25 protein-coding genes are annotated in these 26603 nt (G+C 59.4%); 17 read left to right on the plus strand and 8 right to left on the minus strand.

Going from position 1 to position 26603, the window contains the following annotated elements; translation table 11 throughout:
- Positions 1–190 precede the first annotated feature (190 nt).
- Positions 191–2464, plus strand: a complete 2274-nt coding sequence (locus BMW84_RS20320) for a heavy metal translocating P-type ATPase (RefSeq protein ID WP_091071519.1) — start codon at positions 191–193, stop codon at positions 2462–2464.
- Between the two features lie 64 nt (positions 2465–2528).
- Here the strand turns inward: BMW84_RS20320 and BMW84_RS20325 are convergent, their stop codons facing one another.
- The 3 genes from BMW84_RS20325 to BMW84_RS20335 all read right to left on the minus strand — a co-directional run bounded on the left by BMW84_RS20325 (position 2529) and on the right by BMW84_RS20335 (position 4817).
- The gene (locus BMW84_RS20325) at positions 2529–3485 is read right to left on the minus strand and encodes an L-lactate dehydrogenase (protein ID WP_091071520.1); all 957 of its coding nucleotides are present in this window, start codon (positions 3483–3485) and stop codon (positions 2529–2531) included.
- A 311-nt stretch (positions 3486–3796) separates the two neighbouring features.
- Positions 3797–4303, minus strand: coding sequence for a CcdC family protein (locus BMW84_RS20330; protein WP_091071522.1), 507 nt, complete (start codon positions 4301–4303; stop codon positions 3797–3799).
- 253 nt (positions 4304–4556) lie between these two features.
- Entirely contained in the window at positions 4557–4817 is a 261-nt protein-coding gene (locus BMW84_RS20335) for a GlsB/YeaQ/YmgE family stress response membrane protein (protein ID WP_091071523.1), read from the minus strand.
- Positions 4818–5049: 232 nt separating this feature from the next.
- Here BMW84_RS20335 and BMW84_RS20340 point away from each other — a divergent pair, with 232 nt between their 5' ends.
- Positions 5050–6099, plus strand: coding sequence for a lactonase family protein (locus tag BMW84_RS20340; RefSeq protein WP_091071528.1), 1050 nt, complete (start codon positions 5050–5052; stop codon positions 6097–6099).
- Between the two features lie 80 nt (positions 6100–6179).
- On the opposite strand, the gene BMW84_RS20345 is transcribed toward BMW84_RS20340, so the two are convergent.
- Entirely contained in the window at positions 6180–8459 is a 2280-nt protein-coding gene (locus tag BMW84_RS20345; protein ID WP_091071529.1) for an alpha/beta hydrolase family protein, read from the minus strand.
- Positions 8460–8798: 339 nt separating this feature from the next.
- Here BMW84_RS20345 and BMW84_RS20350 point away from each other — a divergent pair, with 339 nt between their 5' ends.
- From BMW84_RS20350 to BMW84_RS20380, 7 genes are all read left to right on the plus strand, one after another.
- Positions 8799–9902 (plus strand): sulfate ABC transporter substrate-binding protein, encoded by a 1104-nt coding sequence (locus BMW84_RS20350; protein ID WP_091071531.1) that lies wholly within the window; start codon positions 8799–8801, stop codon positions 9900–9902.
- Between the two features lie 56 nt (positions 9903–9958).
- Complete coding sequence (gene cysT / locus BMW84_RS20355) at positions 9959–10804, plus strand: sulfate ABC transporter permease subunit CysT (protein ID WP_091071532.1); 846 nt, start codon at positions 9959–9961, stop codon at positions 10802–10804.
- A 25-nt stretch (positions 10805–10829) separates the two neighbouring features.
- Positions 10830–11690, plus strand: coding sequence for a sulfate ABC transporter permease subunit CysW (gene cysW / locus BMW84_RS20360; protein ID WP_091071534.1), 861 nt, complete (start codon positions 10830–10832; stop codon positions 11688–11690).
- A gap of 53 nt (positions 11691–11743) precedes the next feature.
- Positions 11744–11965 (plus strand): YezD family protein, encoded by a 222-nt coding sequence (locus BMW84_RS20365; RefSeq protein WP_091071536.1) that lies wholly within the window; start codon positions 11744–11746, stop codon positions 11963–11965.
- Between the two features lie 168 nt (positions 11966–12133).
- Positions 12134–12559, plus strand: a complete 426-nt coding sequence (locus BMW84_RS20370) for a GNAT family N-acetyltransferase (protein ID WP_091071537.1) — start codon at positions 12134–12136, stop codon at positions 12557–12559.
- Between the two features lie 44 nt (positions 12560–12603).
- A complete protein-coding gene (locus tag BMW84_RS20375) occupies positions 12604–13236 on the plus strand; it encodes an NAD(P)-dependent oxidoreductase (protein ID WP_091071539.1) in 633 nt (210 codons plus the stop codon).
- Positions 13237–13264: 28 nt separating this feature from the next.
- Entirely contained in the window at positions 13265–14890 is a 1626-nt protein-coding gene (locus tag BMW84_RS20380; RefSeq protein ID WP_091071540.1) for an NAD(P)H-hydrate dehydratase, read from the plus strand.
- 18 nt (positions 14891–14908) lie between these two features.
- Here the strand turns inward: BMW84_RS20380 and BMW84_RS20385 are convergent, their stop codons facing one another.
- On the minus strand, positions 14909–15364 hold the full coding sequence (locus BMW84_RS20385; RefSeq protein ID WP_091071542.1) for a hypothetical protein: 456 nt from the start codon (positions 15362–15364) through the stop codon (positions 14909–14911).
- 35 nt (positions 15365–15399) lie between these two features.
- The gene (locus BMW84_RS20390) at positions 15400–16299 is read right to left on the minus strand and encodes an SDR family oxidoreductase (protein ID WP_091071544.1); all 900 of its coding nucleotides are present in this window, start codon (positions 16297–16299) and stop codon (positions 15400–15402) included.
- A 146-nt stretch (positions 16300–16445) separates the two neighbouring features.
- On the opposite strand from BMW84_RS20390, the gene BMW84_RS20395 reads away from it, so the two are divergent.
- From BMW84_RS20395 to sdaAA, 3 genes are all read left to right on the plus strand, one after another.
- Positions 16446–17075 (plus strand): DUF4269 domain-containing protein, encoded by a 630-nt coding sequence (locus BMW84_RS20395; RefSeq protein ID WP_091071545.1) that lies wholly within the window; start codon positions 16446–16448, stop codon positions 17073–17075.
- A gap of 95 nt (positions 17076–17170) precedes the next feature.
- Entirely contained in the window at positions 17171–17881 is a 711-nt protein-coding gene (gene sdaAB, locus BMW84_RS20400) for an L-serine ammonia-lyase, iron-sulfur-dependent subunit beta (RefSeq protein WP_091071547.1), read from the plus strand.
- Positions 17878–18753: an L-serine ammonia-lyase, iron-sulfur-dependent, subunit alpha gene (sdaAA, locus tag BMW84_RS20405; RefSeq protein WP_091071548.1), complete on the plus strand. Its 876-nt coding sequence runs from the start codon at positions 17878–17880 to the stop codon at positions 18751–18753. The genes sdaAB and sdaAA overlap by 4 nt, the downstream gene beginning before the upstream one ends.
- 33 nt (positions 18754–18786) lie before the next feature.
- On the opposite strand, the gene BMW84_RS20410 is transcribed toward sdaAA, so the two are convergent.
- Entirely contained in the window at positions 18787–19089 is a 303-nt protein-coding gene (locus BMW84_RS20410) for a hypothetical protein (protein WP_091071549.1), read from the minus strand.
- Between the two features lie 69 nt (positions 19090–19158).
- On the opposite strand from BMW84_RS20410, the gene BMW84_RS20415 reads away from it, so the two are divergent.
- Positions 19159–19353 (plus strand): YwbE family protein, encoded by a 195-nt coding sequence (locus BMW84_RS20415; RefSeq protein WP_091071551.1) that lies wholly within the window; start codon positions 19159–19161, stop codon positions 19351–19353.
- Positions 19354–19421: 68 nt separating this feature from the next.
- On the opposite strand, the gene BMW84_RS20420 is transcribed toward BMW84_RS20415, so the two are convergent.
- Positions 19422–20099: an HNH endonuclease gene (locus BMW84_RS20420; protein WP_091071553.1), complete on the minus strand. Its 678-nt coding sequence runs from the start codon at positions 20097–20099 to the stop codon at positions 19422–19424.
- 209 nt (positions 20100–20308) lie between these two features.
- Here BMW84_RS20420 and BMW84_RS20425 point away from each other — a divergent pair, with 209 nt between their 5' ends.
- The 4 genes from BMW84_RS20425 (at position 20309) to BMW84_RS20440 (ending at position 26563) form a co-directional block, all read left to right on the plus strand.
- Positions 20309–20785: a hypothetical protein gene (locus tag BMW84_RS20425; RefSeq protein ID WP_091071555.1), complete on the plus strand. Its 477-nt coding sequence runs from the start codon at positions 20309–20311 to the stop codon at positions 20783–20785.
- Between the two features lie 56 nt (positions 20786–20841).
- Complete coding sequence (locus BMW84_RS20430; protein ID WP_091071557.1) at positions 20842–21858, plus strand: LacI family DNA-binding transcriptional regulator; 1017 nt, start codon at positions 20842–20844, stop codon at positions 21856–21858.
- A 107-nt stretch (positions 21859–21965) separates the two neighbouring features.
- Positions 21966–23306, plus strand: coding sequence for a glycoside hydrolase family 30 protein (locus tag BMW84_RS20435; protein ID WP_091071558.1), 1341 nt, complete (start codon positions 21966–21968; stop codon positions 23304–23306).
- A gap of 29 nt (positions 23307–23335) precedes the next feature.
- The gene (locus BMW84_RS20440; protein ID WP_091071560.1) at positions 23336–26563 is read left to right on the plus strand and encodes a cellobiose phosphorylase; all 3228 of its coding nucleotides are present in this window, start codon (positions 23336–23338) and stop codon (positions 26561–26563) included.
- Positions 26564–26603 lie beyond the last annotated feature (40 nt).

The following is a 26603-nucleotide window of genomic DNA, read 5'->3' on the forward strand; positions in this document are numbered from 1 at the left end:
GGCCGCGATGTTGCGGTTTTTGGACCTGCCGGTCCCGGAGCCGTCTTTGGGCTAGAAACCGCTGTACTTCACCGCGTAAAATTCAGGCACCGCATGCATTGACACTGCTCATGCAAGGGGAATATAATAAGGGCATAAGAACATATGAACAGTTACTCATATATAGATATATCCAAGGGAGATGGATGATATGAATGCAGTGGAGGGCAAGGTGAAACGGCAGTGGGTGCTGGAAGGTTTGGACTGCGCGAATTGCGCTATGAAGATTGAAAACAAGGTGAAAAAGCTTGATGGCGTGACATCCTGCTCGGTCAACTTCGCGATGAAGACGATGACGCTGGAGACTGCGGCGGCCGATACCGAGGCGGTTTCGGAGCAGGCGCAAAAGACAGTAACGGCGCTCGAGCCGCATGTGAAGCTGCGCGAGGTCGGCGGCCGGGGCACTGCCGCCGCCAAGCTGGCGGGCGGACGTCGGGTTGCCCGCGCCGGCGGGCATGGGCATGATGAAGCGCATGCCCATGGGGAAGCGCATGCCCATGGCGATGCCCATGGCCACGCGCATGAACACGGCGATGCCCATGCGCACGGGCATGGGCATGAGCACGGTGCCGGCGGCGAGCGCGGCACGTGGTGGCGGCTCGGCGGCGGCGCGGTGCTGGCCGCCGCGGCGATGCTGCTGCCGCTCGAAGGCGCGGCAGAGCTGGCGCTGTTCCTGGCCGCCTATCTGGTGGCCGGCGGCGATGTGCTGCTCAGCGCGGTGCGCAATATCGTTCGCGGCCAGGTGTTCGACGAGAACTTCCTGATGGCGCTGGCGACGCTGGGGGCATTTGCCATCGGCGAATATCCCGAAGGCGTTGCGGTCATGCTCTTCTACCAGGTCGGCGAAGTCTTCCAGGGCCTGGCGGTCGACCGCTCCCGCCGCTCCATCTCGGCGCTGATGGATGTCCGGCCGGAATACGCCGTGCTGCAAAGCGGCGACGGGCAGCGCCGGGTGTCGCCGGAGGAGGTCGGGGTGGGCGATACCATTCTGGTCCGCCCCGGCGAGCGGGTGCCGCTCGACGGCACCGTGCTGACCGGCAGCGCGCTGATGGATACCTCGGCGCTGACCGGCGAATCGGTTCCGCGTCCGGTGGAACCGGGCGGCCAGGTGCTGAGCGGTTTCATTAACCAGAACGGCGTATTGACCGTGGAAGTGACGAAGACGTTCGGGGAGTCCGCCGTCTCCAAAATTCTGGAGCTGGTGCAGAACGCCTCCGGCAACAAAGCCAAGACGGAGACGTTCATCACCAAGTTCGCCCGCGTGTACACGCCCATCGTCGTCCTTGCAGCGCTGCTGCTGGCCGTGCTGCCGCCGCTGCTCTTCAGCGGCGAGACCTTTGGCGACTGGATTTACCGGGCGCTGGTATTCCTCGTCATCTCTTGCCCTTGTGCCCTGGTCGTTTCCATTCCGCTCGGCTTCTTCGGCGGCATCGGCGCCGCTTCGCGCAGCGGCATTCTGGTGAAGGGCGGCAATTATCTCGAAGCGCTGAACGACGTGAAGCTGGTCGTGTTCGACAAGACCGGTACGCTCACCAAAGGGAAATTTACGGTGACAGGCATTTATCCGGCGGAGGCATGGGACCCGCAGGAGCTGCTGCGGATCGCCGCCTATGCGGAAAGCCATTCCGGCCATCCGATTGCCGAATCGATCCGTGCCGCCTACGGCCGGGAGATCCAGGGCCTGGCTATCGAAAACTACCGGGAAATCTCCGGCCACGGCATTGCGGTATCCATCGACGGCCGGGCGGTGCTGGCCGGCAACGCTAAATTGATGGCGAGCGAAGGAATAAATCCACAGCAGCCGGAGCAGCACGGAACGGTTGTTCATATCGCGGTGGACGGCAATTATGCCGGCTACCTGATCATTGCCGACGAAGTGAAGGAAGATTCGCGCGAAGCGATTCAGCGCTTGAAGGCGCTGGGCGTCCGCAAGACGGTCATGCTGACCGGCGATACGCCGGAAGTGGCGGAGGCGGTCGGCAAGCAGCTTGGCGTCGATGAAATCCACGCCGGGTTGCTGCCGCAGCATAAAGTTGAGGCGATCGAGCGGCTGGAGAAGGAAAAAGGGCCCCGCGAGAAAATCGTCTTCGCCGGAGACGGTATCAACGATACGCCGGTGCTGGCGAGAGCGGATGTAGGTATCGCGATGGGCGGCCTCGGCTCCGACGCGGCCATCGAGGCGGCGGATATCGTCATCATGACCGACGAGCCGTCCAAAATCGCCGACGCCATCTCGATTGCCGGACGGACGCGCCGCATCGTCTGGCAGAATATCCTTTTCGCACTGGCGGTCAAAGCGATTTTTCTGATCCTTGGCGCTTTCGGGATCGCCACGATGTGGGAAGCCGTCTTCTCCGACGTCGGCGTTACCGTGCTGGCGGTGCTGAACAGCGTGCGCGCGCTGCGTGTGCCGGCGCGAGCCTAACCAGCCGGCCCGAACAAATAAACGCCCCGCTTCTCCTTCAGGGAGCAGCGGGGCGTTTGGCGTTTTAGGCTTCCAGCTTCAGGCTGTCGATGCCCGAGCGGATAATTTGGCAGGACGCGGCGAGCTTCTCGTCTTCTTTCGGACTGAGGTTCAGCTCGATTAGCTCCTGGATGCCGTCGCTGCTGATAATTGCGGGCACGCCGGTACATACGCCGCTCTGATTGTATTCGCCCTCCAGAATGGCCGAGACGGCGATGATTTTATGTTCATCGTTGAGAATGGCGCGGGTGATATAGGCCAGCGCGCTGCCGATGCCGAAATGCGTGGAGCCTTTGCGGGTGAAGATCTCCCAGCCGGCATCCTTCGTTTTGCGGGCGATGTCATCCAGATCCAGATCGCGGAAGCGTTCGCGGTGCTGCTCCAGAATATGCTTGATCGGCTTGCCGCCGATGGTGACATGCGACCAGGCCACGAACTGGGATTCGCCATGCTCGCCGAGCGCATAGCCGTTGACGCTGCGGGGATCGATGGAGAACACCTCGGACAGCAGCGTTTTCAGGCGGGACGAGTCGATGGAGGTTCCGGTGCCGATGACGCGGTGGCGCGGCAGCCCGGACATTTTCCACACCAGGTAAGTTACAATATCGACAGGGTTGGCGGCTACGACGAATATCCCGTCAAACCCGCCGGCCATAATATCGGCAACGATTTGTCCCGTAATCTCGGCGGCGGCATCCAGCACATCGAGCCGCGTTTGGCCCGGCTTGGGGTTGGCCCCGGCGGTGAGGATGACCACATCCATGCCCCCGCAGTCCTTGGCGGTTCCGGGATACACCTTGGTCCGTGTACCGGCAAAATCCATGCAATGTGAGAGGTCAAGGGCTTGGGCCATGGCGCGGTCGAATGTGCGGTCCACCATCATGATTTCGTCGCAGATCGCCTGGTTGACCATGGCATAGGCGCAGCTGGAGCCGACCATGCCGGACCCGACAATCGCCACTTTTCTCGATTTCGTTTTCACTTCACTTGTCCCCACTCTCTTGAAAATAATACCCGGCCAGCGGCCTGTATGCCTCTATTTTAACTGATCCAATTGCAAGTTACCTGACATCGGAGGAAAAATGCGCGGCAGTTATGTTTCGTTTTTGGCCACAAATTACATGGGGCGTCAGAAAGTTCTGGGCGGGCTCATGAAATATTGTATGCGCGGCGCGGGAAAAGGGAATGTATACTGACAAGAAACCGCGGGCTCCGGTTGCGGACGCCGGTTACAGGTGACGCAAAAAAGAGCATCGCTCCGGCACTCTGCCGGGTAATGCTCCTGTCGCCCGTTTATGCCCGGGGTTGCGGAATTTGCGGCGATGGCGGAACCATCAGCGTATAGCGTTTGTACATAAATACCCGCCAATGGAGAATCATGCCAAACGCCAGAATGAAAAACAATCCGCCCGATTGCGGGATCGACACGTACCGGTTGATGAACTCATGGAGCAGTGTGCGGATCAGCAGCAGGCCCAGCAGAATGAAAGCGAAGCTTTTGGAGCGCTGCGCGTAAATCTGTCCGTCCCGTTCTTCGAAGATGGTGCTGCGCATCAGCGGATAAGCGAAGATAAACCAGCCGACCAGAAATGCGAGCACCGCCCACCACCAGGGAAAACGCACTTCGGGTGCGACGAACATGGCGAAGCCGGTGGACATCCCGAGCGGAGGAATCCAGATTTTCCGGAGCGTGACCGGGCGGGCGCTGGCTTTCAGGCGGATAAAAATGACCATGAGCGCCATGGCCAGGGCCACCAGCGTGGAGCCCACATGCAGCAGTGAGGGATTAATATTGCCCATGATTCCCATTCCTCTCTGTGATAAGTATCACTATTCATTCCATTATAGCAAAAAAAGAAAGCCGCGCACAAAAACACTGCCTGCGGAAAAAAGGGGCTGCTCCTAGTATATGCCCGTTTATGTAAGGGTAACCCCGCCATGCTGCGCCGGAGGGGCTGTGCCCATGAAAAAGGGCGCTTCCCCTCGGCCTCAAGGCCTCGGGGGCGCCCCATGAATTGCAACACGCGAGTATTATTCGCAAGCAATCAGCATATTAAGAATGGCTGCGGCCGCCGACCGAGCGCAGAATCAGGCTCACGATGGCAATCAGCACAATTGCGCCGATAAGGGACGGGAATACGTAATAGTCGCTAATTCTTGGTCCCCAGCTTCCCAGCAGCACGCCGCCAAGCCAAGATCCGAGAATCCCCGCGATAATGTTCCCGATGATTCCCCCGGGTATATCTCTGCCCATAATCAGGCCTGCAAGCCATCCAATTACGCCGCCTACAATTAGCATCCATAGAAATTCCATGATTCTTCAGCTCCTTCGTGTTAGGTGTGTGGTGCCTTCGATGGTAACTATTAACCGCCCGCCGCCCGTTTAAACCAGTTGTTAAAATTTGTGTTTTTCCGTCTGCCGCATTTCAATTAAGGCCGGAAAGGGCCGTTTAGCGGCGGTGGTGTGAAGGGTAAATAATCATGTTATAGTGAACAAGTAGAAGTTCCGGCATGACCTATCTCAGCTGAAAAAGGAGCAAATTCGCATGAAGCAGCCGAATGAAGTTTTGTTTTACATCGGTACATATAATGTCAAAGAAGAACAGGCCATTGCGCTTGGCGCGCTCGATCCTGCGACCGGGGAGATGAGGCAACTCGGCGGAACAGGCGGCATTGAAAACCCGTCCTTTCTCGCGCTGAACCGGGCGGGAAGCGTGCTGTATGCAGTGAGCGAGCAGGAGGAAGGCGAAATTCATACGTTTGCCGTTGAAGCGGGGAGCAAGGTGCTTCATCCGCTCGGCAGCGTCCATAAAACCGAAGGCAGCGCGCCTTGCTATGTCTCCCTCTCCAAAGAGGAGGATCAGCTGTACATCGCCAACTATATGGGCGGCAACGTGAATCTGTTTCCCGTACGCGAAGACGGCTCGCTGGGCGAGATGGCTTCGCAGGTGCGGCATGAAGGATCGGGTCCCCGTCAGGACCGCCAGGAAGGGCCGCATCCCCATTCGGTCATCCCGGGTGACGGCGAGGTAGTACTGGCCTGCGATCTCGGGCTGGATCAGGTCATTATCTATAAGACGGCGGACGGTAAGCTGACCAGGTTGGGCGAGGCCGTCCTCCCTCCGGGCTCCGGTCCGCGCCATCTGGCCGTGCATGCAAGCGGACAATGGATTTACCTGATCAATGAGCTGAGCAGCATGATCACTGTTTTTGCCGCTAACCCGGGTGCGGGCGAATTGAGAATCGTGCAGGAAGTAAGCGCGCTGCCGCCGCATTACGCCGCGGGAAGCGATGACACTGCCGCCGACATTCATCTCTCTCCGTGCGGACGTTTCCTGTATGCCTCGAACCGCGGCCATGACAGCATTGCCATGTTCACGGTGGATGCCGTGACCGGGCAGCTTGCGGGCGGGGACTGGGTCAGCTCCGGCGGCCGGACGCCGCGTAATTTTGCCATTATCGGCGGGATGCTGCTGGCGGCCAACCAGAACAGCGACAACATCGTCTCCTTCCGCATCGACGCGGAGAGCGGCCGGCTGATTCCTACCGGCAATGAGCTGGAGGTCAAGGCTCCGGTATGCCTGGTGGCGCTGTAAGGTTACGGCGGTAAACATCAAAAGGGCTTCTTCTGCCGGTGTACGGCAGAAGAAGCCCTTTTGATGAGGATCTAACCCGATCAGCGGGTATACAACCCGATATCGTCCAGCATGATCTTGTCGCCCTGGCCTTGAAGGTAGAACGTCACTTTTACGATATGGCCCGTATCCAATTGCGGCTCTTCGGCCTGAAAACGTGCGAACGGCAAACGGTAGGTTTGGTACACCGCTTCCGAAGGATCGCCGTATTTCCCGTCGGCAATCCGTTCTTCCAGCCAAGGATACAGCGTAAACCGGGTACGCGGCAGCGGCAGAATGTCCACAACCTCGCTCAGGGGCAGGCGGGCCGTGACTTGACGGGTATCCGTCAGCTCCACTTCCACCCCCGGCGACGGCGAGGCCGCGGAGGCTCCGCTGTCCGCTTTGCGATCGGCGTTACGGTTCGACATGGAGAAGGCCAGGCCCTCGGCTCCTTTCGCCGCCATTCCGGAAGTCACGTCATCCTTGAGCGTAATGCTGTAAAAAGCATCCGTGCCGGCTGCCGCGCTCCGCGAAAGCACGACGCCGTAATCGGCTTTGCTCTTTGCTTCGCGGTCCTTGGCAACCTCCTCGGTCCGGATCAGGCCGGAGGCGCTGATGGTGCCGCCGGCCGACGTGTCCGGCTTGCGGTCTTCATCGTACACGGCCAGCGGTATGAAATTCCCGTCCTGATACCGGTTATAATAAGCGGTATCCTGCGGCAGCCAAGCGGCTCCGCTGCGGTAATCCCGGAACAGCTGCACGTAATCGCCGCTGCCGTGCAGCGTCGCCTCCAGGAAGGCCGAAACATAGACCTTGGCGATCTCCCGCTGGTCCGTACCGTCCATTATGCGCGAGCGGTCCAGCAGCAGGCCGACGGGGAAGGACTGGTCGTACAAACCCCAGTTGGTATTGAACTGGCTGTGGTTGGCATCTTCGATATAAAGGGAGCTCTTGAACGCGCCGGAGCCTAACGTATACGCCGCACGAATATACTGGCGGTCGCCGTAGAAATCGTGGACATCGCCGTCGCGCGCGCCCTGGAGCGTTAAATAATTGATGTCGGTAAGCTTGGCCTGCGTATCGTCGATGGCCTTGTCTGTAGGGGCCAGCGCGATGACGGAACGGATATGGAACTGTTCCAGGGCCGACATCGCTGGATCATCCTTAAACCAGCGACCGGCGTCGGCGGCCATCGCCACTGCCTGGCCGCCCCGGCTGTGGCCGAGCAGCGCGGTATGGGCATAATCGACTTTTTGATAGAACGGAGTGCCGGCCTGCTCTGCAAATGTCCCGATCTGCTGCAAATGCTTCAGGATCAACCAGGTGCGCACTTTGAAGTCGTTGTCGGGAATGCCCGACCAGGCTGAATAGTTCAGGAAGTTCTCGTCCAGCGTTACGGCGATAAATCCCCGGCTGGCGAGCTGTTCGCCAAGATAGGCATAACCTTCCTCGGAGAAGTCCTCCATCATATGATTGCCGTGGACCATCAGGACGAGCGGAAACGGCCCGTCGCCCTCCGGCATCCAGACCCTTGCGTTCAGCGGCAGCGAGGTGTTGTCGAAGCCCCAGAACAAGGTCTTCAGCTTCGGCCAATTTTTGATATACGCGGAGGCGTCCACGTTGGACGAGATCAGCTCAGCCCCTTTGCCGTAACCCTCGCGCTGCAGATCTTTGCCGCTGCCGTACGTAAAGGTACGCCAGGCGTAGCTCCCTGGCTGGCCCGGATTGTCTGCGGCGATCGCCGCCGCAGGAGCGGCGGTGCGCTGGATATCCAGCGCAGCAACTTCAGGCGCCGCGGGCACCGCCAGCGGCAATAAGACCAATGCCGCCGCAAGCAGGGCGCCGGAAACGAAATGCCTGCGGCGCAGCAGGCCGAGCGCCAGGCCGAACAGCGCTCCGAGAACGGCGGCGCCGCCGGCAATTGCGGCTGCCGCATCAAGCTGCACGTCGGCATAATGGAGAATGAATAGCGCAGAACCGAAGGCGCTCACGAAAGAGCCCGTGAACAAGCGCGGGATCGGGAGGCCGAATACCGCCAGCAGCACGGCAATCAGGTTGGCTGAGATACCCAGGACAAGCGTCGCTGCTCCGGCGGATAGTATAATGTCGGCAGCCGTGCCAAGTCCGGTAGGTATGCCCAGCACAGCGGCCGTAAAGGCCAAAACCTGAATGATCCACGGTCCCGCGAAGGCGGTCCGCCATAAAGCCGTATCATAACGGTAGGTTTGCGTGACACGCCTTGCAATCCCCCCGCCGATCCGCCGAAAGATCCGCTTTCGCCGCGGCTTCGGCAGAAGCTCCGGCTGCGGCTGAGGAAGCCATTCCAAATCCATCCCCATAAGTTGATTTCTCCCCTGACGATTGCACTGATTTTCTATCTCTCAATCTATGAATCTGCATTATTAATCTATCATTTTTTGATCTATAAGATGTAGCAATAATATTACTTTGGGGCTGCAATAACAAGTGGGTCTTGAAGGAACCTCCGCCAACGACTGCTTCTGGGAGCACACATCTTCCTGAATTGCCAGATTCCATTAAAAAAAGGTTTGACACCGCGCCGGGCATTCAGTAATATATCGACATAACCAACTAAGTGGGTAGGAATAGTAAAATAATTATTCTTACCTGATAAGTTATTTATTTTTAATCAAATAAACAGGGGGAGTGGTTGGAAAATGAAAAAGGGAATCAAAAAAGGGCTTCTTACCGGATTTGCGTTGCTGTTGACGGCGGGGCTGACCGCCTGCGGCAACAACAATGCGAACAATGATGCCGCGGCGGCCACTTCGGCACCGGAATCAACAAATGCTGCGGCTGAAGCAACCAAGGCGCCCTCGAAAGACCCGGTAGAGCTTCTGAACGTGTCTTATGATCCGACCCGCGAGCTGTACGAGAACTACAACAAAGCGTTTTCGGCTTATTGGGAGAAGGAGACCGGGCAGAAAGTTACCATTAAGCAATCCCACGGCGGTTCCGGTGCGCAAAGCCGCGCGGTCCTTGAAGGCCTCGAAGCGGATGTCGTGACGCTGGCGCTCGGTTACGATATTGATGCATTGCAGGACAAAGGCCTGATCAACGCAGGTTGGGAAAGCAAATTCGAACATAACAGCTCACCTTATACATCGACCATTGTCTTCCTCGTACGTAAAGGCAACCCGAAAGGCATCCAGGATTGGCCGGACCTGCTGAAGGATGGCGTAGAGGTCATTACGCCGAATCCGAAGACTTCGGGTGGGGCCCGCTGGAATTATCTTGCCGCATGGGGTTACGCGCTTGACCATAACAACAATGACGAAGAGAAGGCGAAAGCATTCGTGCAGGAGCTTTACAAGCATGTACCGGTACTCGACACCGGCGCCCGCGGAGCCACTACGACCTTTGTGGAACGCGGCATCGGCGACGTGCTGATCGCCTGGGAGAACGAAGCCTATCTGTCGATCAAGGAGCTTGGCGCCGACAAATTCGAAATCGTTAACCCGTCCGAAAGCATTCTGGCGGAGCCGCCGGTTGCGGTTGTCGACAAGGTGGCCGATAAGCGGGGTACGCGTGAAGTGGCCGAGGCTTACCTGAAATACCTTTACTCCGAAGAAGGGCAAAAGATCGCCGCGGAGAACTTCTACCGTCCTACGCTGGACAGCGTCAAGGAGCAGTTCAAGGATCAATTCCCGGACATCAAGCTGTTTACGCTGGCCGATAAATTTGGTACCTGGAAAGAAACACAGGAGAAACATTTCAACGACGGCGGTATCTTCGACCAAATCTACGTACCGGGCAAATAATTGCCGAAGGCTGCTGATCGGCCCATGAGCCGAAGGCAGGAAAGGATGAATACCGAATGAATGTGGTCACGACATCAACCGTCCCGTCCCGGCGCAGACTGCTGCCGGGGTTCGGGCTTACGATGGGCTACAGCGTGCTGTATCTTAGCCTGGTCGTGCTGCTGCCGCTATCTGCGCTGCTGTTCAACCATACAGGCTTAAGCTGGGGCAAATTCTGGGACGTCGCCACGGATGCCCGGGTACTTGCTTCTTACCGTGTAAGCCTGACGACCGCGGCCGCGGCGGCGTTAACCGATGCGGTGCTCGGACTGCTGCTGGCCTGGGTGCTGGTACGGTACGATTTTCCGGGAAAACGTCTGTTCGATGCGCTGATTGACCTGCCGTTCGCCCTGCCTACGGCGGTGGCCGGCGTTTCCCTGACGGCGCTGTATTCGGCGAACGGCTGGATCGGCTCCTTGTTCGACCCGCTGGGGCTGAGGATCGCCTTTACGCCTCTGGGTATAACGCTGGCGCTGATGTTCATCGGTATTCCCTTTGTAGTGCGGACGGTGCAGCCGGTATTGGAGGACCTGGACCGTGACGTGGAGGAAGCGGCAGCCACGCTAGGCGCGAGACGGGTCCGCACCTTCGTGCGGATTGTCCTGCCGGAGCTGCTTCCGCCGCTGCTGACCGGGTTCGCGCTGGCATTTGCCCGCGGCATCGGAGAATACGGCTCTGTCGTATTTATCTCCGGCAATATGCCGATGCGGACGGAAATCGCGCCGCTTCTCATCATGTCGAAGCTGGAGCAGTACGATTATGCCGGAGCGACGGCGGTCGCCCTGCTGCTCCTGTTGATATCCTTTCTGATGCTGCTGGTCATCAACAGCCTTCAGCGCTGGGTGCGCAAAAGCGCGCGGTAACTATTTTTTGTCTGGAGGAGATTTCATGGCCGGTACTGTCCCGTTATTCGCCGGAGGGAAGGCGCGTTCCGCAAGCGCGCCGGCAACCGAGTCCAAAACCGTTAAATGGGTGCTTGTTGGACTTGCGACGCTGGTGCTGGTATGGCTGATCGTACTGCCGCTGGCCGTTGTGCTCACCGAAGCGCTTAAACGCGGCTGGGATGTATACTGGGCGGCGCTGACCGATCCCGATGCGGCTTCGGCCCTGCGGCTAACGCTGCTCGTTGCCGCCATTACCGTACCGCTGAATACCGTGTTCGGCGTGGTGACCGCGTGGGCGATCACCAAATTCCGTTTTCGCGGCAAAGGATTCCTTGTCACGCTGATTGACCTGCCGTTTGCCGTATCGCCGGTGATCGGCGGCCTGATCTTTGTGCTGGTGTTCGGCTCGAACGGCTGGTTCGGTTCCTGGCTCAGCGCGCATGACATCAAAATCGTGTTCGCGCTTCCCGGCATCGTGCTGGCGACGCTGTTCGTAACCTTCCCGTTTGTCGCCCGCGAGCTGATTCCGCTGATGGAGGATCAGGGCATACAGGAAGAAGAAGCGGCAATTACGCTCGGCGCGCGCGGCTGGCAGATCTTTTTCCGGGTGACCCTGCCGAATATTAAATGGGGCCTGCTGTACGGAATCATCTTGTGCAATGCACGGGCGATGGGGGAATTCGGGGCGGTATCGGTCGTTTCCGGCCATATCCGCGGACTGACGAACACGCTGCCGCTGCATGTTGAAATTTTGTATAACGAATATCAGTTCTCGGCGTCCTTTGCCGTGGCGTCCCTGCTGCTGCTGCTCGCCCTGGTCACGATGATCATCAAGAGCTGGCTGCTGCGCAAGAACGCCGACTGACGCGCAGGAGGAAGAATCACGCTCACAGAGGTTCAGGAAAAGGAGGCTCCAGCATGGCTAAACCGCTGAAAGTGGATGAAGTGTGGCTGTCACGGATCGCGGGATTGCTTGAAGACATGGAGTTCGGCTCCCTGCACATCGTTGTGCACGAGGGACAGATTGTCCAGATGGAACGCACGGAACGCAAACGTTTTGAGAACAGCGCAAACAGTGCGCGATTAAGCAGCGAAGCCGGGAATCGGCGCACCGATTCCCGGGCCTCGGGCCGCGGTTGACCGGCTGCCCTTGCTTTTATTAGTCCTCCAGAGCCCCTGTTCCCGCCTGACCGGCGGGAGCAGGGGCGTTTTTGCCATCTATTCCGTGCTCTAGGGGGATTAGCGCTGCCCGCTTGCAAAGTCTCCGGGGAAATGGTGATATGATAGGTAGTAAGGGGGTATATTGAGATGGAGATTTCCAGAGGGTTGGAAGTGCGCTGCGAGGTGCCGGAGACATCCGATTACTTGGCGCTGCGCCGGGAAGCGGGGCTTAGTCCGATGAGTCCTGAGGGAGCCGGGATCGGCTTGCCCAACTCCTGTTTCGCCGTGACTTTGTATGAAGGGGACGAACTGGTCGGCATGGGCCGAGTCGTTGGAGACGGCGGATGCTTTTTTCAGGTCACGGATATCGCGGTTAAACCCTCCCGCCAGGGCCGCGGGTACGGCAAACGGATCATGGCGGAAATTCGCCGTTATCTGGATACGGTTCCCGAGCGGGCGTATGTCAGCCTCATTGCCGACGGCGAAGCGAGCAAACTGTATGCGCAATACGGATTTGTGCCGGTCATGCCGGCTTCCCAGGGGATGGCGCTGCAGCGCAAGGCCAAGGATTAACGATAGATAAAAACGATATATAAAGAAGAAGGGCGGAAGCCGGAATGAATATTGTTATATTAGGAGCGTCGGGCCGGATTGGCCAGGCGATCGTGCAGGAGGCGCTGAACCGCAAGCATGAAGTGACTGCAGCGGTTAGGAACCCGCAAAGCTATGCGTTGTCGCATGAAAGGCTGCAGGTGATTCAGGCGGATATCCTGAATGCGGCATCGGTTGCCGCTGCGGTTGCCGGGAAGGAAGCTGTGATCAGCGCTTACGGCCCTAAGGCCGGCCATGAAGAGGAGCTGACGGCTGCCGCGGAATCGTTGATTGCCGGTTTGAAGGACGCAACCGGGCTGCGGGTGCTGATTGTCGGCGGCGCGGGGAGCCTGAAGACGGATTCGGGGGAGCTGCTGCTGGAGACGGCGGGTTTTCCCGCCGCATTTCTTCCGCTGGCAACGGCGCATGCCCGTGCTTATGAGATGTACCAAAGATCAGCGCTTGACTATTCGTATATCAGCCCGCCCGCGGAGCTCCGGGAGGGGCAGCGTACCGGGATGTTCCGCATCGGCCTGGACCGGCTGGTGGTGGATGAAAACGGCGAAAGCTCGGTGAGCATTCCGGACTTTGCCGCCGCGGTCATCGACGAACTGGAAGAGGGCAATTTCAGCCGCGAACGGTTTACGGTAGGCTACTGAGCATTATCTGAAGCGGGGAGGCATGGCCATGGAACTGGCAACGGCGGAGCAAATGCGCGAAATGGACCGGCTGGCGATCGATAAGCTCGGCATCCCGGCGGTGGCGCTGATGGAGAGCGCGGGCAAGGCGATTGCGGAGGAAGTCATCGCGCTGATTAAGCGCAGGGCCGGCCGGGCGGAGCGGCCGGCAGGCGGGGCAGACGGCGGCTTGGGCCTGAAGCCGCCGTTCTTTACGGTCAGCGGCGACCGGGCGCTGACCGTGGACGGGTCCGACCGCGAGCACTGGCTCGTGCTGGTCGGCAAAGGCAACAACGGCGGCGACGGGCTGGTCGCCGCCCGGTATTTGCGCGAGGCGGGCATAGCCGCCACGCTGGTGTACGCCGCCGCGCCGGAGACGCTGGCCGGCGAAGCGGCCCGGCAGCGCGACATCGCTGCCGCGCTGGGGCTGCCCGCCCTCGTCTACGGGCGGGACCGCGTGGACCTGGCCGCCGGCAGCGGCATCGTCGATGCGCTGCTCGGCACCGGCAGCGCCGGCGCCCCGCGCGGCGCTTACGCGGAGCTGATTGCCGCGGCGAACGCCAGCGGCAAGCCGATCGTGTCCGCGGATATCCCGAGCGGGCTGGACGCGGACACAGGGGCGACGCATGAGCCGTGCATCCATGCGGCGGTTACGGTCAGCCTCGCCTGCCTCAAGCGCGGGCTGGTGCAATATCCCGGCGCCGCGGCCGCCGGGCATGTCGTGCTGCGCGCCATCGGCATTCCGGCCGGGCTGGCGCGCGAGGCCGGCGTGCAGGCCTGGCTGCTGACGCCGGAGGTGCTGTCGGCGCGTCTCGGTGTTGACGTGACGCGCCGCCGCTCGCCCGAGGGCCATAAAGGCACGTACGGGCATGTGCTGCTGGCCGCAGGCACCCTCGCCATGAGCGGCGCGGGAATCTTGTCCAGCCGCGCCGCGCTGCGCATCGGCAGCGGGCTAGCGACCTGGGCGCTGCCGGAAGGCCTGCTGCCCCATGCCGTCGGTGCGGCGCCCGAGGTCATGCTCGCCCCCGTCGGTCCCGGCGGCGAGTGGACCGCGGCTTCCGCGGCGGAGCTGCTGCGTCTTGGCAGGACGCGCGATGCGGTGGCGATCGGCCCCGGGCTTGGCCGATTTTCCGGCGACACCGGCTGGCTGCGTTGCCTGTGGGAAGGCATCGGCGCGCCGCTGGTGCTGGACGCCGATGCGCTAAACATCTTGGCCGAAGCCGGCCTTGAAGCGTGGCCGCGGCGGAGCGTTCCGGCGGTGCTGACGCCGCATCCGGGCGAAATGGCCCGGCTGGCCGGGGTATCGACCGCCGAAGTGCAGCGGGACCGCATTGGCCTCGCCGGCGCGTACGCCCGGAAGCATGGCGTGGTGCTGGTGCTCAAAGGAGCACATACCGTTATTGCCGCCCCGGACGGCGCAGCCTACGTCAATACCACCGGCCATCCCGGTATGGGGACCGGCGGTGCGGGCGATGTGCTGACCGGGATTATCGCCGGTCTGCTGGCGCAGGGCCTGACGCCGCTTCAGGCGGCGGCGTTCGGGGTGTACCTGCACGGGCTGGCCGGAGAGGATGCGGCCAGAGCGCGCGCCCATCCGGCGGCGCTGATCGCCGGCGATATTATTGAAGCGCTCTGAACCGGGCTGCAGCCGGCGCTAGAACAGTACGAGGCAGAACAGCGGCACAAACAGCGCGAATACGGGAAGCAGCAGCGGGTAACGTTCGCCGGCAAGCTGGGCGAAACGGAAAACCAGCAGAACGGCGATGCCGGCCAGCGCGCAGCGGTGTGCGTCCCCGCCCTGCTCCGACGCCAGCCACAGGCCGGCCGCAAATCCGGCCGCGGCGTACAAGGCAAGAGACGGGATGAGGGAGGACGAGCGGAACAGGCGCAGCAGCACATCCGCGGCCAGCGCTGCAGGCAGGCCGTAGGCATAGATGGCATAAGGCACCGATACCGGCCAGCCGTCCGGAATGCGTCCGGTATGCGGGAAGAACAGCAGCAGCAGTGACAGCAGCACAAAGGTTAGCCCCGCGGCGGACAGCTTGGATAATGCATACATGCCTGCGGTAAGCCGGACGGAGGGAAGGTCGTATTCCTTGATTTTATTCATGGACGGGTTCCTTTCCTGTGAGGGTAAATGTTCGGTCAGCTCGTGACCATGTCCCCGCCGTTCACGTGAACGCAGGCACCGGTGACATAGGACGAATCGGGGCTGGCCAGATAGACGTAGGCTCCCGCCAGTTCGTAAGGCTGGGCCGCACGGCCGAGCGGCGTATTCGTTCCGAATACGCTGACTTCTTCCGCAGGATAGCTGGATACCGTGAGCGGCGTCCATACGGGGCCCGGGGCAACGCTGTTGACTCGAATTCCCTGATCGACCAGCGAGAGGGCCAGGGAGCGGGTAAAGGTGACTATCGCGCCTTTCGTGGCGGAATAATCGATCAGCTGTTTGTTGCCTTGATAGGCGGTAATGGAAGCGGTGTTGATAATGACCGCGCCCCGCTTCAAATGGGGCAATGCGGCTTGAACCAAATAGAAGTACGGAAAAACATTGGTCTGAAACGTCTGATACAGCTGCTCCTCAGAAATGTCGAGAATGCTTTTTTGTGGATACTGTACCCCATGGTTGTTGACCAGAATGTCCAAACGCCCGAAGGTATTCACCGTATGCGCAACGGTATCGGAGCAGTTTTGCTTGTACCGCAAGTCCGTCCGGATGCGCAGGCAGCGCCGCCCCAGTTCTTCGATCCGCCGCTGCGTCGCCTCGGCGTCGACGTCCTCGTATAAATAGGCGATGGCGATGTCGGCCCCTTCCTTGGCCATCGCGATGGCTGCGGCACGGCCGATGCCGCTGTCGCCTCCGGTAATCAAGGCGACCTTGCCCGTCAGCTTGCCGCTGCCCCCGATCGACGGATCTTCGCTGATCGGCCGCGGATTCATCAGGTATTCCAGCCCCGGCTGACGGTCCTGATGCTGCGGCGGAAAAGCGATGGGCTCCTCGCGGCAGACGGTTTTTTGCCCATAATAGGGATAGGTTGGATTCATGACGCAGCTTCCCCTTTCATGCAGGTATAGGCTATGCTATGCATTTGCCCAGGCAGGGGTGCGCTTTCGCCTGCGCCGCGGGAAAGGAGACTGTACCTGCGAAGCGTTTCCGTATGCATTTGGAATAGGAGGAAGTGGGGAACAAGATGAGCTTTGGATCAACGATTGAATACTTGCGGAGGGGAAGCGCCCCGCAGCCGGAAGTGTACGCGCTGCTGCAGGAGCTTCGTATCATGGAGCATCTGGCGGATTATTCGCCGCTGCTGGTCGGCACGGTTCCGCTCGGCCTCGAAGTGGAGGGAAGCGATTTGGACATCGTTTGCGAGGTTCATGAACCGGAAGCCTTTATATTAGCGGCCGGTCGCTTTTTCGGCGGCCAGGGCGGCTTCAGCGCCGTCACCCGCCCGGTCGCGGGAATTCCGCGCACGGTCATCCGTTTCTCCGCCGGAGGCTGGCCGATTGAGCTCTTTGGCCAGCCGGTTCCTTCCGCGCGGCAAAACGGTTATTTGCATATGCTGGCCGAATGGCGGATCCTCCGGCAGCTTGGGCCGGAATTCCGCGAGGCGGTCATCCGGCTGAAGCGGGCCGGAGTGAAGACGGAGCCGGCGTTTGCCCGGCTGCTGCGGCTGGAAGGCGACCCTTATGAGGCATTGCTGCATGCGGGCCGGCTGAACGACGGGGAACTCGCGGAGTTGTGCGGCAGAATAAGCGGGCAGATGCACGTGTCCGATGGACTGGGCCCAACCCTAGCGATAGATAACAAAGAGTGCAGATAACAACAAATGTAACAGTGCCGCGGCGGACCGGATGCAGTATAATGGAATGGCAATTCATATGCGCATATGCGAGAAATGCAGGAGATCGATAGCACATGAGATTTAAAGACGTATTTTCAATTATCGGTCCGGCTATGGTCGGGCCTTCAAGTTCGCATACGGCCGGTGCCGCCCGGATCGGCAGAGCTGCCCGCCAGGTGCTGGGCGAACTGCCGCGCGAGGCCGAGGTGATCTTCTTTGGCTCCTTCGCCGCTACGTATCAGGGGCATGGAACGGACCGGGCCATCATCGGCGGCTTGCTTGACTTTGCTACCGACGATCCCAGGTTGCCGGATTCGCTGGAGCTTGCCGCTGAAGCGGGGGTGGCTGTATCGTTCAGGCAGGGGGCGGGGCTGTTTCCGCATCCGAATACGGTCCGGCTGAACCTGGTCGGGGAGAGTTCAGGCAAGGAACTGACGCTGACCGGCATTTCCATCGGCGGAGGCAATATCGAAATCGTCGATATCGACGGCTTTAATGTCAAGCTGACCGGCATGTATCCGACGGTGCTGATTCACCATATGGACTACCTGGGCGTGCTGGCCAGCGTGACCGACGTGATGCGCAAAGGGCAGTTCAATATCGGCCATATGTCGCTGGACCGCAAGAACCGGAGCGGCGCAGCCTTGACCGTACTGGAACTGGATGAGCCCGCAACGCCGGAGCTGACGCGGGAGTTGATGGCGCTGCCGGCGGTCACCTCGGTCAAGGTGGTCGACCTGAATGGAGCAAAGCAAGAACAGAAGGGGAAGGATCTTTCATCATGAATTTTCAAACATTGAGCCAGCTTGCCGTATTATGCCAGGAGCGCGGCCTGCGCATCGGCGAGCTGATGCTGGAGGAACAAAGCGCGGAGTCGGGACGCTCCACGGTGCAGGAATTTGCTACCATGAAGGAATATTACGAGGTTATGAAAGAAGCGGTCCACCGGGGATTGACGGAAGATACGACCTCCCGAAGCGGTCTTACCGGACGTGACGCTCAGCGGGTAATGGCCAGCCAGGCGGCCGCCGAGCCGAATCTGGGCGAACCGGCCGGACGGGCGATGGCTTACGCGCTGGCCGTATCCGAGGTGAATGCCTCGATGGGCCGGATTATCGCGACGCCGACGGCCGGCTCCTGCGGCATTATTCCCGGCGTCTTTCTGAGCTGTCAGGAACGCTTTGGCTGGGATGACGATTTTATGACCTACGGCCTGTTTGCGGCCGGGGCCATCGGTTACGTCATCGCCAACAATTCATTCGTCTCCGGCGCGGAGGGCGGATGCCAGGCCGAAGTGGGCTCGGCCATCGGCATGGCGGCGGGAGCGCTGACGGAAATGCGCGGCGGATCGCCGGCACAGGCAGTGCATGCCGTCGGCCTGGCGCTGAAGAATACCCTCGGCCTGATCTGCGATCCGGTCGGCGGTCTGGTGGAGATTCCCTGCATCGTGCGCAACGGATTCGGCGCGGTGACGGCTCTGGCTGCCGCCGACATGGCGCTGGCCGGGGTGCGCAGCGTCATCCCGTCGGACGAAGTGATCAAGGTGATGCTGGAGGTCGGCTCGGCGATGCCCGAGAAGCACCGCGAAACGGCGGGCGGCGGGCTGGCCCAGACGCCGACCGGCAAGCAGATTATGCAGGATCTGCGGAGCAAATAATAAAGCGGGCTGCCCTGTTAGGGCAACCCGCGGCTAAAGCAGCCGGAACCGTTCGATCTGTTCCCAGAGACCTTCGTTCTTTAGAATCTCCGCCTGTTTCGGCCCGATCAGGTCGAAATGGGGAAACGGATTGCGTTTATGAATATAGCGGGGCGGCAGCCCGTTGTTTTCGCACCAGACGGTGAGCCGGGCGAGATCGCTGCAGCCCACTTTTGTGACCGTCGTGACGCCGGGAAACCGCGGGTCCAGCCAATAATGGGTCAGGAATGCGATTTCTCCGTGGGCGACGGCCGCTTTCCAGCGGTTAAGTTCCTCTCTGTTGATTCCGAATGCCATCGCTGTCTTCATCCCTGTTCTCACTAGAATTTCACACCACGTTCGTACAATCGCGAAAGGGGGTACTTCATGAACGGACAATCAAGAGCGGATATCCGCCCAGGCCTTGAGGTCGATATTGTGCTGAAGCAGGACCAGGCAACCGGCAAGCTGACGCGCGGCATTGTCAAAGATATTCTGACCAATTCGCCCCGCCATCCCCACGGTATCAAAGTCCGCCTGCAGGATGGTCAGGTCGGCCGGGTCAAGCGAATCACCGGGTAATGCCGGGGGTCCCCGCAAAGTACCTGACAAAGCTTCGAAGCAATGCCCCACGTTGTGGGGCTATTTGTTTATTTCCGGCGCATAAAATCCTCAACCGAGCGGTCGGCTTTGCTCTGATTGCACAAATTGCAGGCGCAGACGCAGTTATCCGGCGTTGTATGCCCGCCTTTGGCCCGGGGCAGCAAATGGTCGATCGTATCCCCGTACAAACCGCAGAAATAACAAATGTAGCGGTCTCTCTCCAGGATCATCGTCCGGAAATCCTTGTTGCTGTACAGCCGTTTAATGGTCCGGCGGTTAATGACAACCGCGGCATGCTCCCTGACGAGCGTAACCGCAAGCTCCAGGTCGATCTCCTGATGCCAGCGGCGCCCTTTGTCGCTGTGGCCGCGCATGAGAATCATGCCTTTGGCCGAAGGGATGAGCGCGGTGGCGTCGCCGGGCTCCGGGCGTTGTCCCGGCTGTACGGTATGTTTCCGCCGTTTGTCGGGCCGAGGCCGTATCTGCTTGGTCTCGACCGGTTTGGCTGCGCCTGCGACAGCCGGCGGAGCGGTTTTGCCGCGCTGCTGTTCGAGAGCTGCGGGTTCCGCAGGCTTAGCGGCGCGCTGTTTCCGGCATTCCCGGCAGGCACCGCGACGAGTACTGCCCTTGGCCCGCTTTCCCGTCCTTCTGCGGAACTGGGAGAGCGGCTTGATTTCGTGGCAGTACGCGCATTGTTTCGTTTCAGTCAGACTGTGTTCATTCATGGCTATGTGTTAAGGGCTGAGCCAGCCCGATCCTTTCATCGCGATACTAACCCTTTTAGTATAACGTATCCGGCCCCGGTTCACACGAGCAGAAAGCAGGATGTTCCGATAAATACGGATCATTGTGACATCTGTCTTGGCGATCTTCCGGGAAAAAATTTAATCTGGAAGATATTGCCGGTAACCAACCTTAGAAACGGGGGAATATTATGACAAATGTGCATAAACGTCCAGGAACGGTTATTTTTCTGTACATCTTGCAGGCTTTTTTGGGAATCGGCGCCATTGCGGGCGGCTTTGGCCTGCTGTCCGATCCGAGCGGCGAAAATATAGGTCTTCCGATGTCCCTGTTGGAGCGTTCGCCCTTTGACGATTATCTGATTCCCGGCATCCTGCTGCTGGTAGTGTTCGGCCTGCTTCCCCTGATCGTATTGTATGGACTGGTCAAGAAACCGGAGTGGCCGATGTCCTTCGGCCCGTTCAAAGCGCAGCACGGCGCCTGGACGCTCTCCCTGTACCTTGGATTCGGGCAAATCATCTGGATCATAGTGCAGACGTACATGATGGACTCGGTCTCCGTCATCCATGTCGCTTATATGTGCCTGGGGCTGCTGATTCAGGCGGTGACGCTGCTCCCATCGGTTCAGCGGTATTTTGTACTAGACGGCAAAGAGGAAAGACGATAGAATGGCAGTGAATAAAAAAGGGCTTTCATAAAAAACGGCTGGAGGGTGGAACCGGATTGACTACAATATACGATATTGCCAAAAAGACCGGTTACTCGCCGACGACGGTATCCAAGGCCTTCAATAATTACTCTGATGTACGCGAAAAGACTCGCGAGGAGATTCTTCAGGCGGCCCGCGAAATGGGGTATCTGCCTAATGCGCATGCGCGGACGCTGACGACGAAGAAATCCTGGACGATCGGCGTGTTGTTTGTGGAGAGCACGGGCGCGGGCATCCGCCATCCGTTCTTCGGAGCCGTCATTGAGAGCTTTAAGCAGGTCGCCGTCGCCAGAGGGTATGCCCTGATGTTTATCTCCAAGGATGTCGGCGGCAAGCAGAGCGGATATCTGGAGAATTGCCGGATTCACGGGGTGGACGGCGTTGTTGTCTTCCTGTCCGACTATGAAGATCCTTATTTCCGCGAACTGCTGGAAAGCAACATTCCAAAGGTTATCCTCGATTTCAAGACGACGTTGTCCCACACCGTCTGCTCCGACAATCAAGCCGGAGCGCAGCAGGCGATCGATTATCTCGTCTCGCTCGGACACCGACGCATCGCGCATATTTCCGGGGGCGGCAACTCCTTTCCCGGCGAACAGCGGGAGCAGGGGTATACCATGGCGATGGAACGCCACGGCCTGGAGATTCCGGAAGGGTATATCGTGGAAGGCGGATTTTTCGCGCTGGAGAACGGATATGCCGCAATGCAGCATCTTCTTGCACACCGGGAACGTCCGACAGCCGTATTCGCTTCGGGCGACCTTTTGGCGCTTGGTGCGGTGATGGCTGCGAAGGATCACGGGCTTTCCGTACCGGGAGACGTATCCGTCATCGGCTTTGACGACATCGAGCTTGCGCGGTATGTGACGCCGGCCTTGACGACCGTTCGTCAGAACACGGCTGAGCTTGGGACGAAAGCCGCGGAAATGCTGCTCTCAACGATCGATAACAAGCTTCTGGACATGGAGGCGCTCATGCTTCCGGTCGAAGTGGTGGTCCGCGATTCCAGCGCACCGCCTGGAGAGGCATAAAAAATGCGTGATTCAGCGGCGCATTTTTTTTCGAAAAAATCGAAACCGGTTTCGATTGGTTTGGTTTTTTCCTATAGTTCATAACTTTGAATGAGGAGAGGAAACCCATGACAGCAATTCGTACCGTAATTACCGCCAAAGACAGCGGCCAGCGCCTCGCGCCCGCGGACACTATCGGCTTCACCGCCCGGCCGGAGGACCGGACCGCAGATTTGCATTTGTCGCCTGAAACGGAGTACCAGATGATCATTGGTTTTGGAGGCGCTTTTACAGAAGCGGCGGCGTATACGTTGTCGCGGATCAGCCCGGAGAAGCGGGCGGAGGTCATCCGGCGTTATTTTCACCCGGAAGAAGGCCTGAACTATACCATGGGGCGCGTGCACATCCACAGCTGCGACTTCGCGCTCGGGAATTATACCTATATTGAAGATTATGACACCGAGCTGAACACCTTCGATATTTCGCATGACCATCAGTGGGTGCTGCCGCTGATTAAAGATGCGATGAAAGAGAAGGGCGGCGAGCCGTTCACGATGCTTGCTTCTCCATGGAGTCCGCCGGCCTGGATGAAAACAAACGGGGATATGAATAACGGCGGCTCGCTGAAGCCCGAATATGCCGATGTGTGGGCACGGTATTACACGAAGTTTATCGAAGCCTACCGCAGCGAAGGGGTGCCGATCTGGGCCATTACGGTACAAAATGAACCTGCCGCCGTACAAGTGTGGGACTCCTGCATTTACACTTCTGAAGAAGAACGCGATTTTGTGAAAAATCATCTTGGTCCTGCCATGCATACGGCCGGGCTCGGGGACATCCGCATTCTGATTCTGGACCACAACCGCGACATTATGGTGGAACGCGCCCAGACCGTAATGTCTGATCCCGAAGCGGCCAAATACGTGTGGGGAACCGGCATCCACTGGTATGTGAGCGAAGATTTTTCCCAAGTCGCCAAGGTACATGAACTGTTCCCGGACAAACATCTGCTGTTTACCGAAGGCTGCCAGGAGGGCGGCGTGAAGCTGGGCGAATGGTTTACCGGGGAACGCTACGGCCGGAACATGATCGGCGATTTGAACGCCTGGGTCGAAGGATATCTCGACTGGAATCTCGTGCTGGACGAGACGGGCGGCCCGAACCATGTGGGCAATCTGTGCGATGCGCCGATCATTGCGGACACGACCACCGGCGAAGTCCACTATAACAGCTCGTATTATTACATCGGGCATTTCAGCAAGTACGTTCAGCCGGGTGCAGTCCGGATCGGGCTGGAAGCTTCCGCAGAGGGCGTGTTGTCCTCCGCTTTCCGCAATCCGGACGGCAGCCTTGTGCTCGTGGCGATGAACGAGACCGACGAAGCGCGGGCGTTTACAATCGGCCTGGGCGGCGAATGGGCGGAAGCGACGCTGGCGCCGCATTCCATCGCTACCTATCTTATCGGTTAACTATTTCTTACTTACAGGAGGACGACATTTTGAGTAATTATCATTTTGAATCCGGTCATTTCGTTATTGAGCAGTTTCATGAAGGCAAGCCATTCGCCAGTTTCCTGCCAGGGCTGGCCGGCCTGAAGGGCATTCCGATGTGGACGTTCTACGTCAACCGCGGACAAGGCATCTGCAGCTTCGGAGTGCGCGACAAAAACTCGCCGATCATGGAATTCTCCCCGGCGAATATTTCCTACAAGAACGTGGCGATGACCGGCTTCCGCACCTTTGTGAAGCTGGGTGCCTTGCCGGACATTTACGAGCCGTTCCAATCGTCCCGCCCGGATGCCGCCGCCCTGCGGACCATGACCATTCAGCCGAACGGCCTTGTGATCGAAGAGACGCATGCCGGGCATGGGCTGAAAACGACGGTCCGTTATTTCAATATGCCGAACGACAGCTATGCCGCGCTGGTGCGGCAGGTGGAGATCGAGAACATCGGCGGCGCGGAGCTTTCGCTGGAGCTGCTCGACGGCCTGCCAGAGCTTCTGCCTTACGGCGTGGAGAACGCCAATTATAAGGAAATGGGCAACCTGCTGCGCAGTTGGATGGACGTGTACAATCTGGAGAACGGCATTCCGTTCTACAAGCTGCGCTCCAGCACGAACGACAGCGCCGAGATCGGCGAAATCCGCAGCGGGCATTTCTATCTCTCCTTTACCGGAGAGGGCGAGCGCGTGAAGCCCTTTGTGGATTTTGAGGTTGTATTCGGCGCGATTACCTCGCTGGCCTATCCGGAAGGTTTTGCTTCCCTGCCGCTGTCCGAACTGCAGGCGCTTCCGGAATATCCGGTAAACAAGGTGCCTTGCGGCTTCAGCGGCGTGGCGAAAACGCTGGCTCCGGGCGGGAAGCTGGCGCTGAACACGATCATCGGCCATGTCGGCGATATCGAGAGCATTAATGCGCGCGCCGAGCAGCTCTGCAGCAGCGAGTATATCGCAGCCAAAGCGCGGGAAGCGGCGGCGCTGACCGAGGAGCTTACAGAAGACATCGCGACGCATACGTCTTCGGCGCTGTTCGACGCGTATTGCCGCCAGTCTTATATGGACAATTTCCTGCGCGGCGGGTATCCGTTTATTTTCGAGAACGGGTCGGAGGGGCATGTAGTGCATTTGTATTCCCGGAAGCACGGGGACATGGAACGCGATTACAATTTCTTCTCGCTGGCGCCGGAATATTATTCCCAGGGCAACGGCAACTTCCGCGACATGAACCAGAACCGGCGCAACGACGTATTCTTCAACCCGCGAGTCGGCAGCTTCAACATTCGCATGTTCTACAGCCTCATTCAGGCGGACGGGTACAATCCGCTCAGCGTGCAGGGCACCAGCTTTGAAGTGAAACCGGAGCATAAGGCCGAGCTGGAGGCCTGGCTGCAAAAGGCTGCACCGGAGCGTTATGAGGAGCTGGTTAAGCTGTGCCGCGGCAAGTTTACGCCGGGACGCCTGATCAACTATATTGCCGATCATCATATCGCGCTTAGCGTTACCGAAGAGGAATTTCTGTCCGAGGTGATGGCGAAATCGCAGCAAAATATCGAAGCGGCGTTCGGGGAGGGCTTCTGGTCCGACCACTGGACCTACAACCTTGACTTGGTAGAGGGTTACCTGGATATTTTCCCGGATAAAAAGAATGAATTGCTCTTCGGCGACAACAGCTACGCGTTCTATGACAGCCCGGCGTACGTCCTACCGCGTCATGAAAAATACGTGCTCAGTGCAGGCAAGGTCCGCCAGTATGGCGCGCTGCTGGAGGACGAAGAGAAGCTGCACCGGTTGGGCCGTAAAGCCGGCGAGACCCACTGGCTGCGCACGGAGCATGGCACCGGTGCCATCTACCGCACCAATCTGTTCGCCAAAATGGTGTCGCTCGCGCTGAACAAGTTCGCCACGCTGGACCCGTACGGCATGGGCGTGGAGATGGAAGCCAACAAGCCGGGCTGGAACGATGCCATGAACGGGCTGCCGGGCTTGTTCGGCTCGGGAATGAGCGAGACGTTCGAGCTTAAGCGCCAGGTGCTCTTCCTGCTGGAGACGCTGAAGAGCGGCGAATACGGCGAAGAAAGCGTAGCGCTGCCGACAGAGATGGCGAAGCTGCTGCGCGAAGTGGACCGGGCGCTGCTTGATCTGCAAGCCGGCGGGCTGACTCCGTTCGGCTACTGGGATCAGGTGGCTTCCGCCCGCGAAGCCTACCGTGAATCGGTGCGATTCGGTATCGGCGGGGAGCAAACGGATGTAGCTCTTCAAGAGATCGGGGAGATTCTGGCCCGCTTTGCCGCCCGGATCGATCAAGGGATTGAACGCGCTGCCGAGCTGGGCGGCGGGCTGGTTCCGACGTACTTCCGGTTTGAGGCGACGAAATTCCGGCCGGTGACCGATGCCGAGGGCAACCCGGCGATCAGCGGTTACGGCCTGCCGAAAGCGGTTGTAGAGGAATTCGAGGTGTACCCGCTGCCGTATTTCCTGGAAGGGCCGGCACGCTGGCTGAAGACGCTGAAGAATCCGGCCAAAGCCAAGGAAATCTACGACATGATCCGGAATACCGGACTTTACGATCCGCAAACGTCCATGTACCAGACCTCCGTCAGCCTGGACGGCGAATCGCATGAAATCGGCCGGATCCGCGCTTTTACGCCGGGCTGGCTGGAGCGGGAATCCAACTTCCTGCATATGTCCTACAAGTATCTCCTGGAGCTGCTGAAGGCGGGATTGTACGAGGAGTTCTACGGCGAACTCCGAACCTCGCTGGTGCCGTTCCTGGACCCGGCGGTTTACGGCCGCAGCACGCTGGAGAACTCGTCGTTCATCGCCACGGGCGGCAATCCGGACCCGGGCGTGCACGGCAGAGGGTTTGTGGCCCGCCTGAGCGGCTCCACGGCCGAATTCATCAGCATGTGGAGAGTGATGATGGCCGGCAAGAAGGCGTTCTCCATGGTGGACGGCGAACTCGCGCTGACGCTGGCGCCGGCGCTGCCGGGCTGGCTGTTTGACGAGGAAGGCAAGCTGAGCTTCACGTTCCTTGGCAGCACGGCCGTGATTTACCATAATGCGCGCCGCGCCGATACGTTCGGGGCGCAGGCGGCAACGATCAAGCGCATGTCGCTCCATTATGCGGATGGAACCGAAGCCGGGACGGCGGGGGCGCTGCTGCGCGGCAGCCATGCCGAGGCGCTGCGGCGCGGCGAAATTTCACGGATCGACGTTGTGCTGGAATAACCTGGCAAGGGTGTTGATATTTCGGGTGAGGCGGCCATTC

The organism is Paenibacillus sp. NFR01 (assembly GCF_900111565.1).
In the GTDB taxonomy this organism is placed as follows: domain Bacteria; phylum Bacillota; class Bacilli; order Paenibacillales; family Paenibacillaceae; genus Paenibacillus_AQ.

Bases quoted from the DNA above. Each gene is read 5' to 3' on its own strand.
- BMW84_RS20350 (WP_091071531.1), top strand. From the start codon at position 8,799: ATGAAAAAGGGAATCAAAAAAGGGCTTCTTACCGGATTTGCGTTGCTG.
- sdaAA (WP_091071548.1), top strand. From the start codon at position 17,878: ATGAATTTTCAAACATTGAGCCAGCTTGCCGTATTATGCCAGGAGCGC.
- BMW84_RS20380 (WP_091071540.1), top strand. From the start codon at position 13,265: ATGGAACTGGCAACGGCGGAGCAAATGCGCGAAATGGACCGGCTGGCG.
- BMW84_RS20375 (WP_091071539.1), top strand. From the start codon at position 12,604: ATGAATATTGTTATATTAGGAGCGTCGGGCCGGATTGGCCAGGCGATC.
- BMW84_RS20415 (WP_091071551.1), top strand. From the start codon at position 19,159: ATGAACGGACAATCAAGAGCGGATATCCGCCCAGGCCTTGAGGTCGAT.
- sdaAB (WP_091071547.1), top strand. From the start codon at position 17,171: ATGAGATTTAAAGACGTATTTTCAATTATCGGTCCGGCTATGGTCGGG.
- BMW84_RS20335 (WP_091071523.1), bottom strand. From the start codon at position 4,817: ATGGAATTTCTATGGATGCTAATTGTAGGCGGCGTAATTGGATGGCTT.
- cysT (WP_091071532.1), top strand. From the start codon at position 9,959: ATGAATGTGGTCACGACATCAACCGTCCCGTCCCGGCGCAGACTGCTG.
- BMW84_RS20370 (WP_091071537.1), top strand. From the start codon at position 12,134: ATGGAGATTTCCAGAGGGTTGGAAGTGCGCTGCGAGGTGCCGGAGACA.
- BMW84_RS20340 (WP_091071528.1), top strand. From the start codon at position 5,050: ATGAAGCAGCCGAATGAAGTTTTGTTTTACATCGGTACATATAATGTC.
- BMW84_RS20385 (WP_091071542.1), bottom strand. From the start codon at position 15,364: ATGAATAAAATCAAGGAATACGACCTTCCCTCCGTCCGGCTTACCGCA.
- cysW (WP_091071534.1), top strand. From the start codon at position 10,830: ATGGCCGGTACTGTCCCGTTATTCGCCGGAGGGAAGGCGCGTTCCGCA.
- BMW84_RS20365 (WP_091071536.1), top strand. From the start codon at position 11,744: ATGGCTAAACCGCTGAAAGTGGATGAAGTGTGGCTGTCACGGATCGCG.
- BMW84_RS20435 (WP_091071558.1), top strand. From the start codon at position 21,966: ATGACAGCAATTCGTACCGTAATTACCGCCAAAGACAGCGGCCAGCGC.
- BMW84_RS20345 (WP_091071529.1), bottom strand. From the start codon at position 8,459: ATGGGGATGGATTTGGAATGGCTTCCTCAGCCGCAGCCGGAGCTTCTG.
- BMW84_RS20320 (WP_091071519.1), top strand. From the start codon at position 191: ATGAATGCAGTGGAGGGCAAGGTGAAACGGCAGTGGGTGCTGGAAGGT.
- BMW84_RS20425 (WP_091071555.1), top strand. From the start codon at position 20,309: ATGACAAATGTGCATAAACGTCCAGGAACGGTTATTTTTCTGTACATC.
- BMW84_RS20410 (WP_091071549.1), bottom strand. From the start codon at position 19,089: ATGGCATTCGGAATCAACAGAGAGGAACTTAACCGCTGGAAAGCGGCC.
- BMW84_RS20330 (WP_091071522.1), bottom strand. From the start codon at position 4,303: ATGGGCAATATTAATCCCTCACTGCTGCATGTGGGCTCCACGCTGGTG.
- BMW84_RS20395 (WP_091071545.1), top strand. From the start codon at position 16,446: ATGAGCTTTGGATCAACGATTGAATACTTGCGGAGGGGAAGCGCCCCG.
- BMW84_RS20390 (WP_091071544.1), bottom strand. From the start codon at position 16,299: ATGAATCCAACCTATCCCTATTATGGGCAAAAAACCGTCTGCCGCGAG.
- BMW84_RS20420 (WP_091071553.1), bottom strand. From the start codon at position 20,099: ATGAATGAACACAGTCTGACTGAAACGAAACAATGCGCGTACTGCCAC.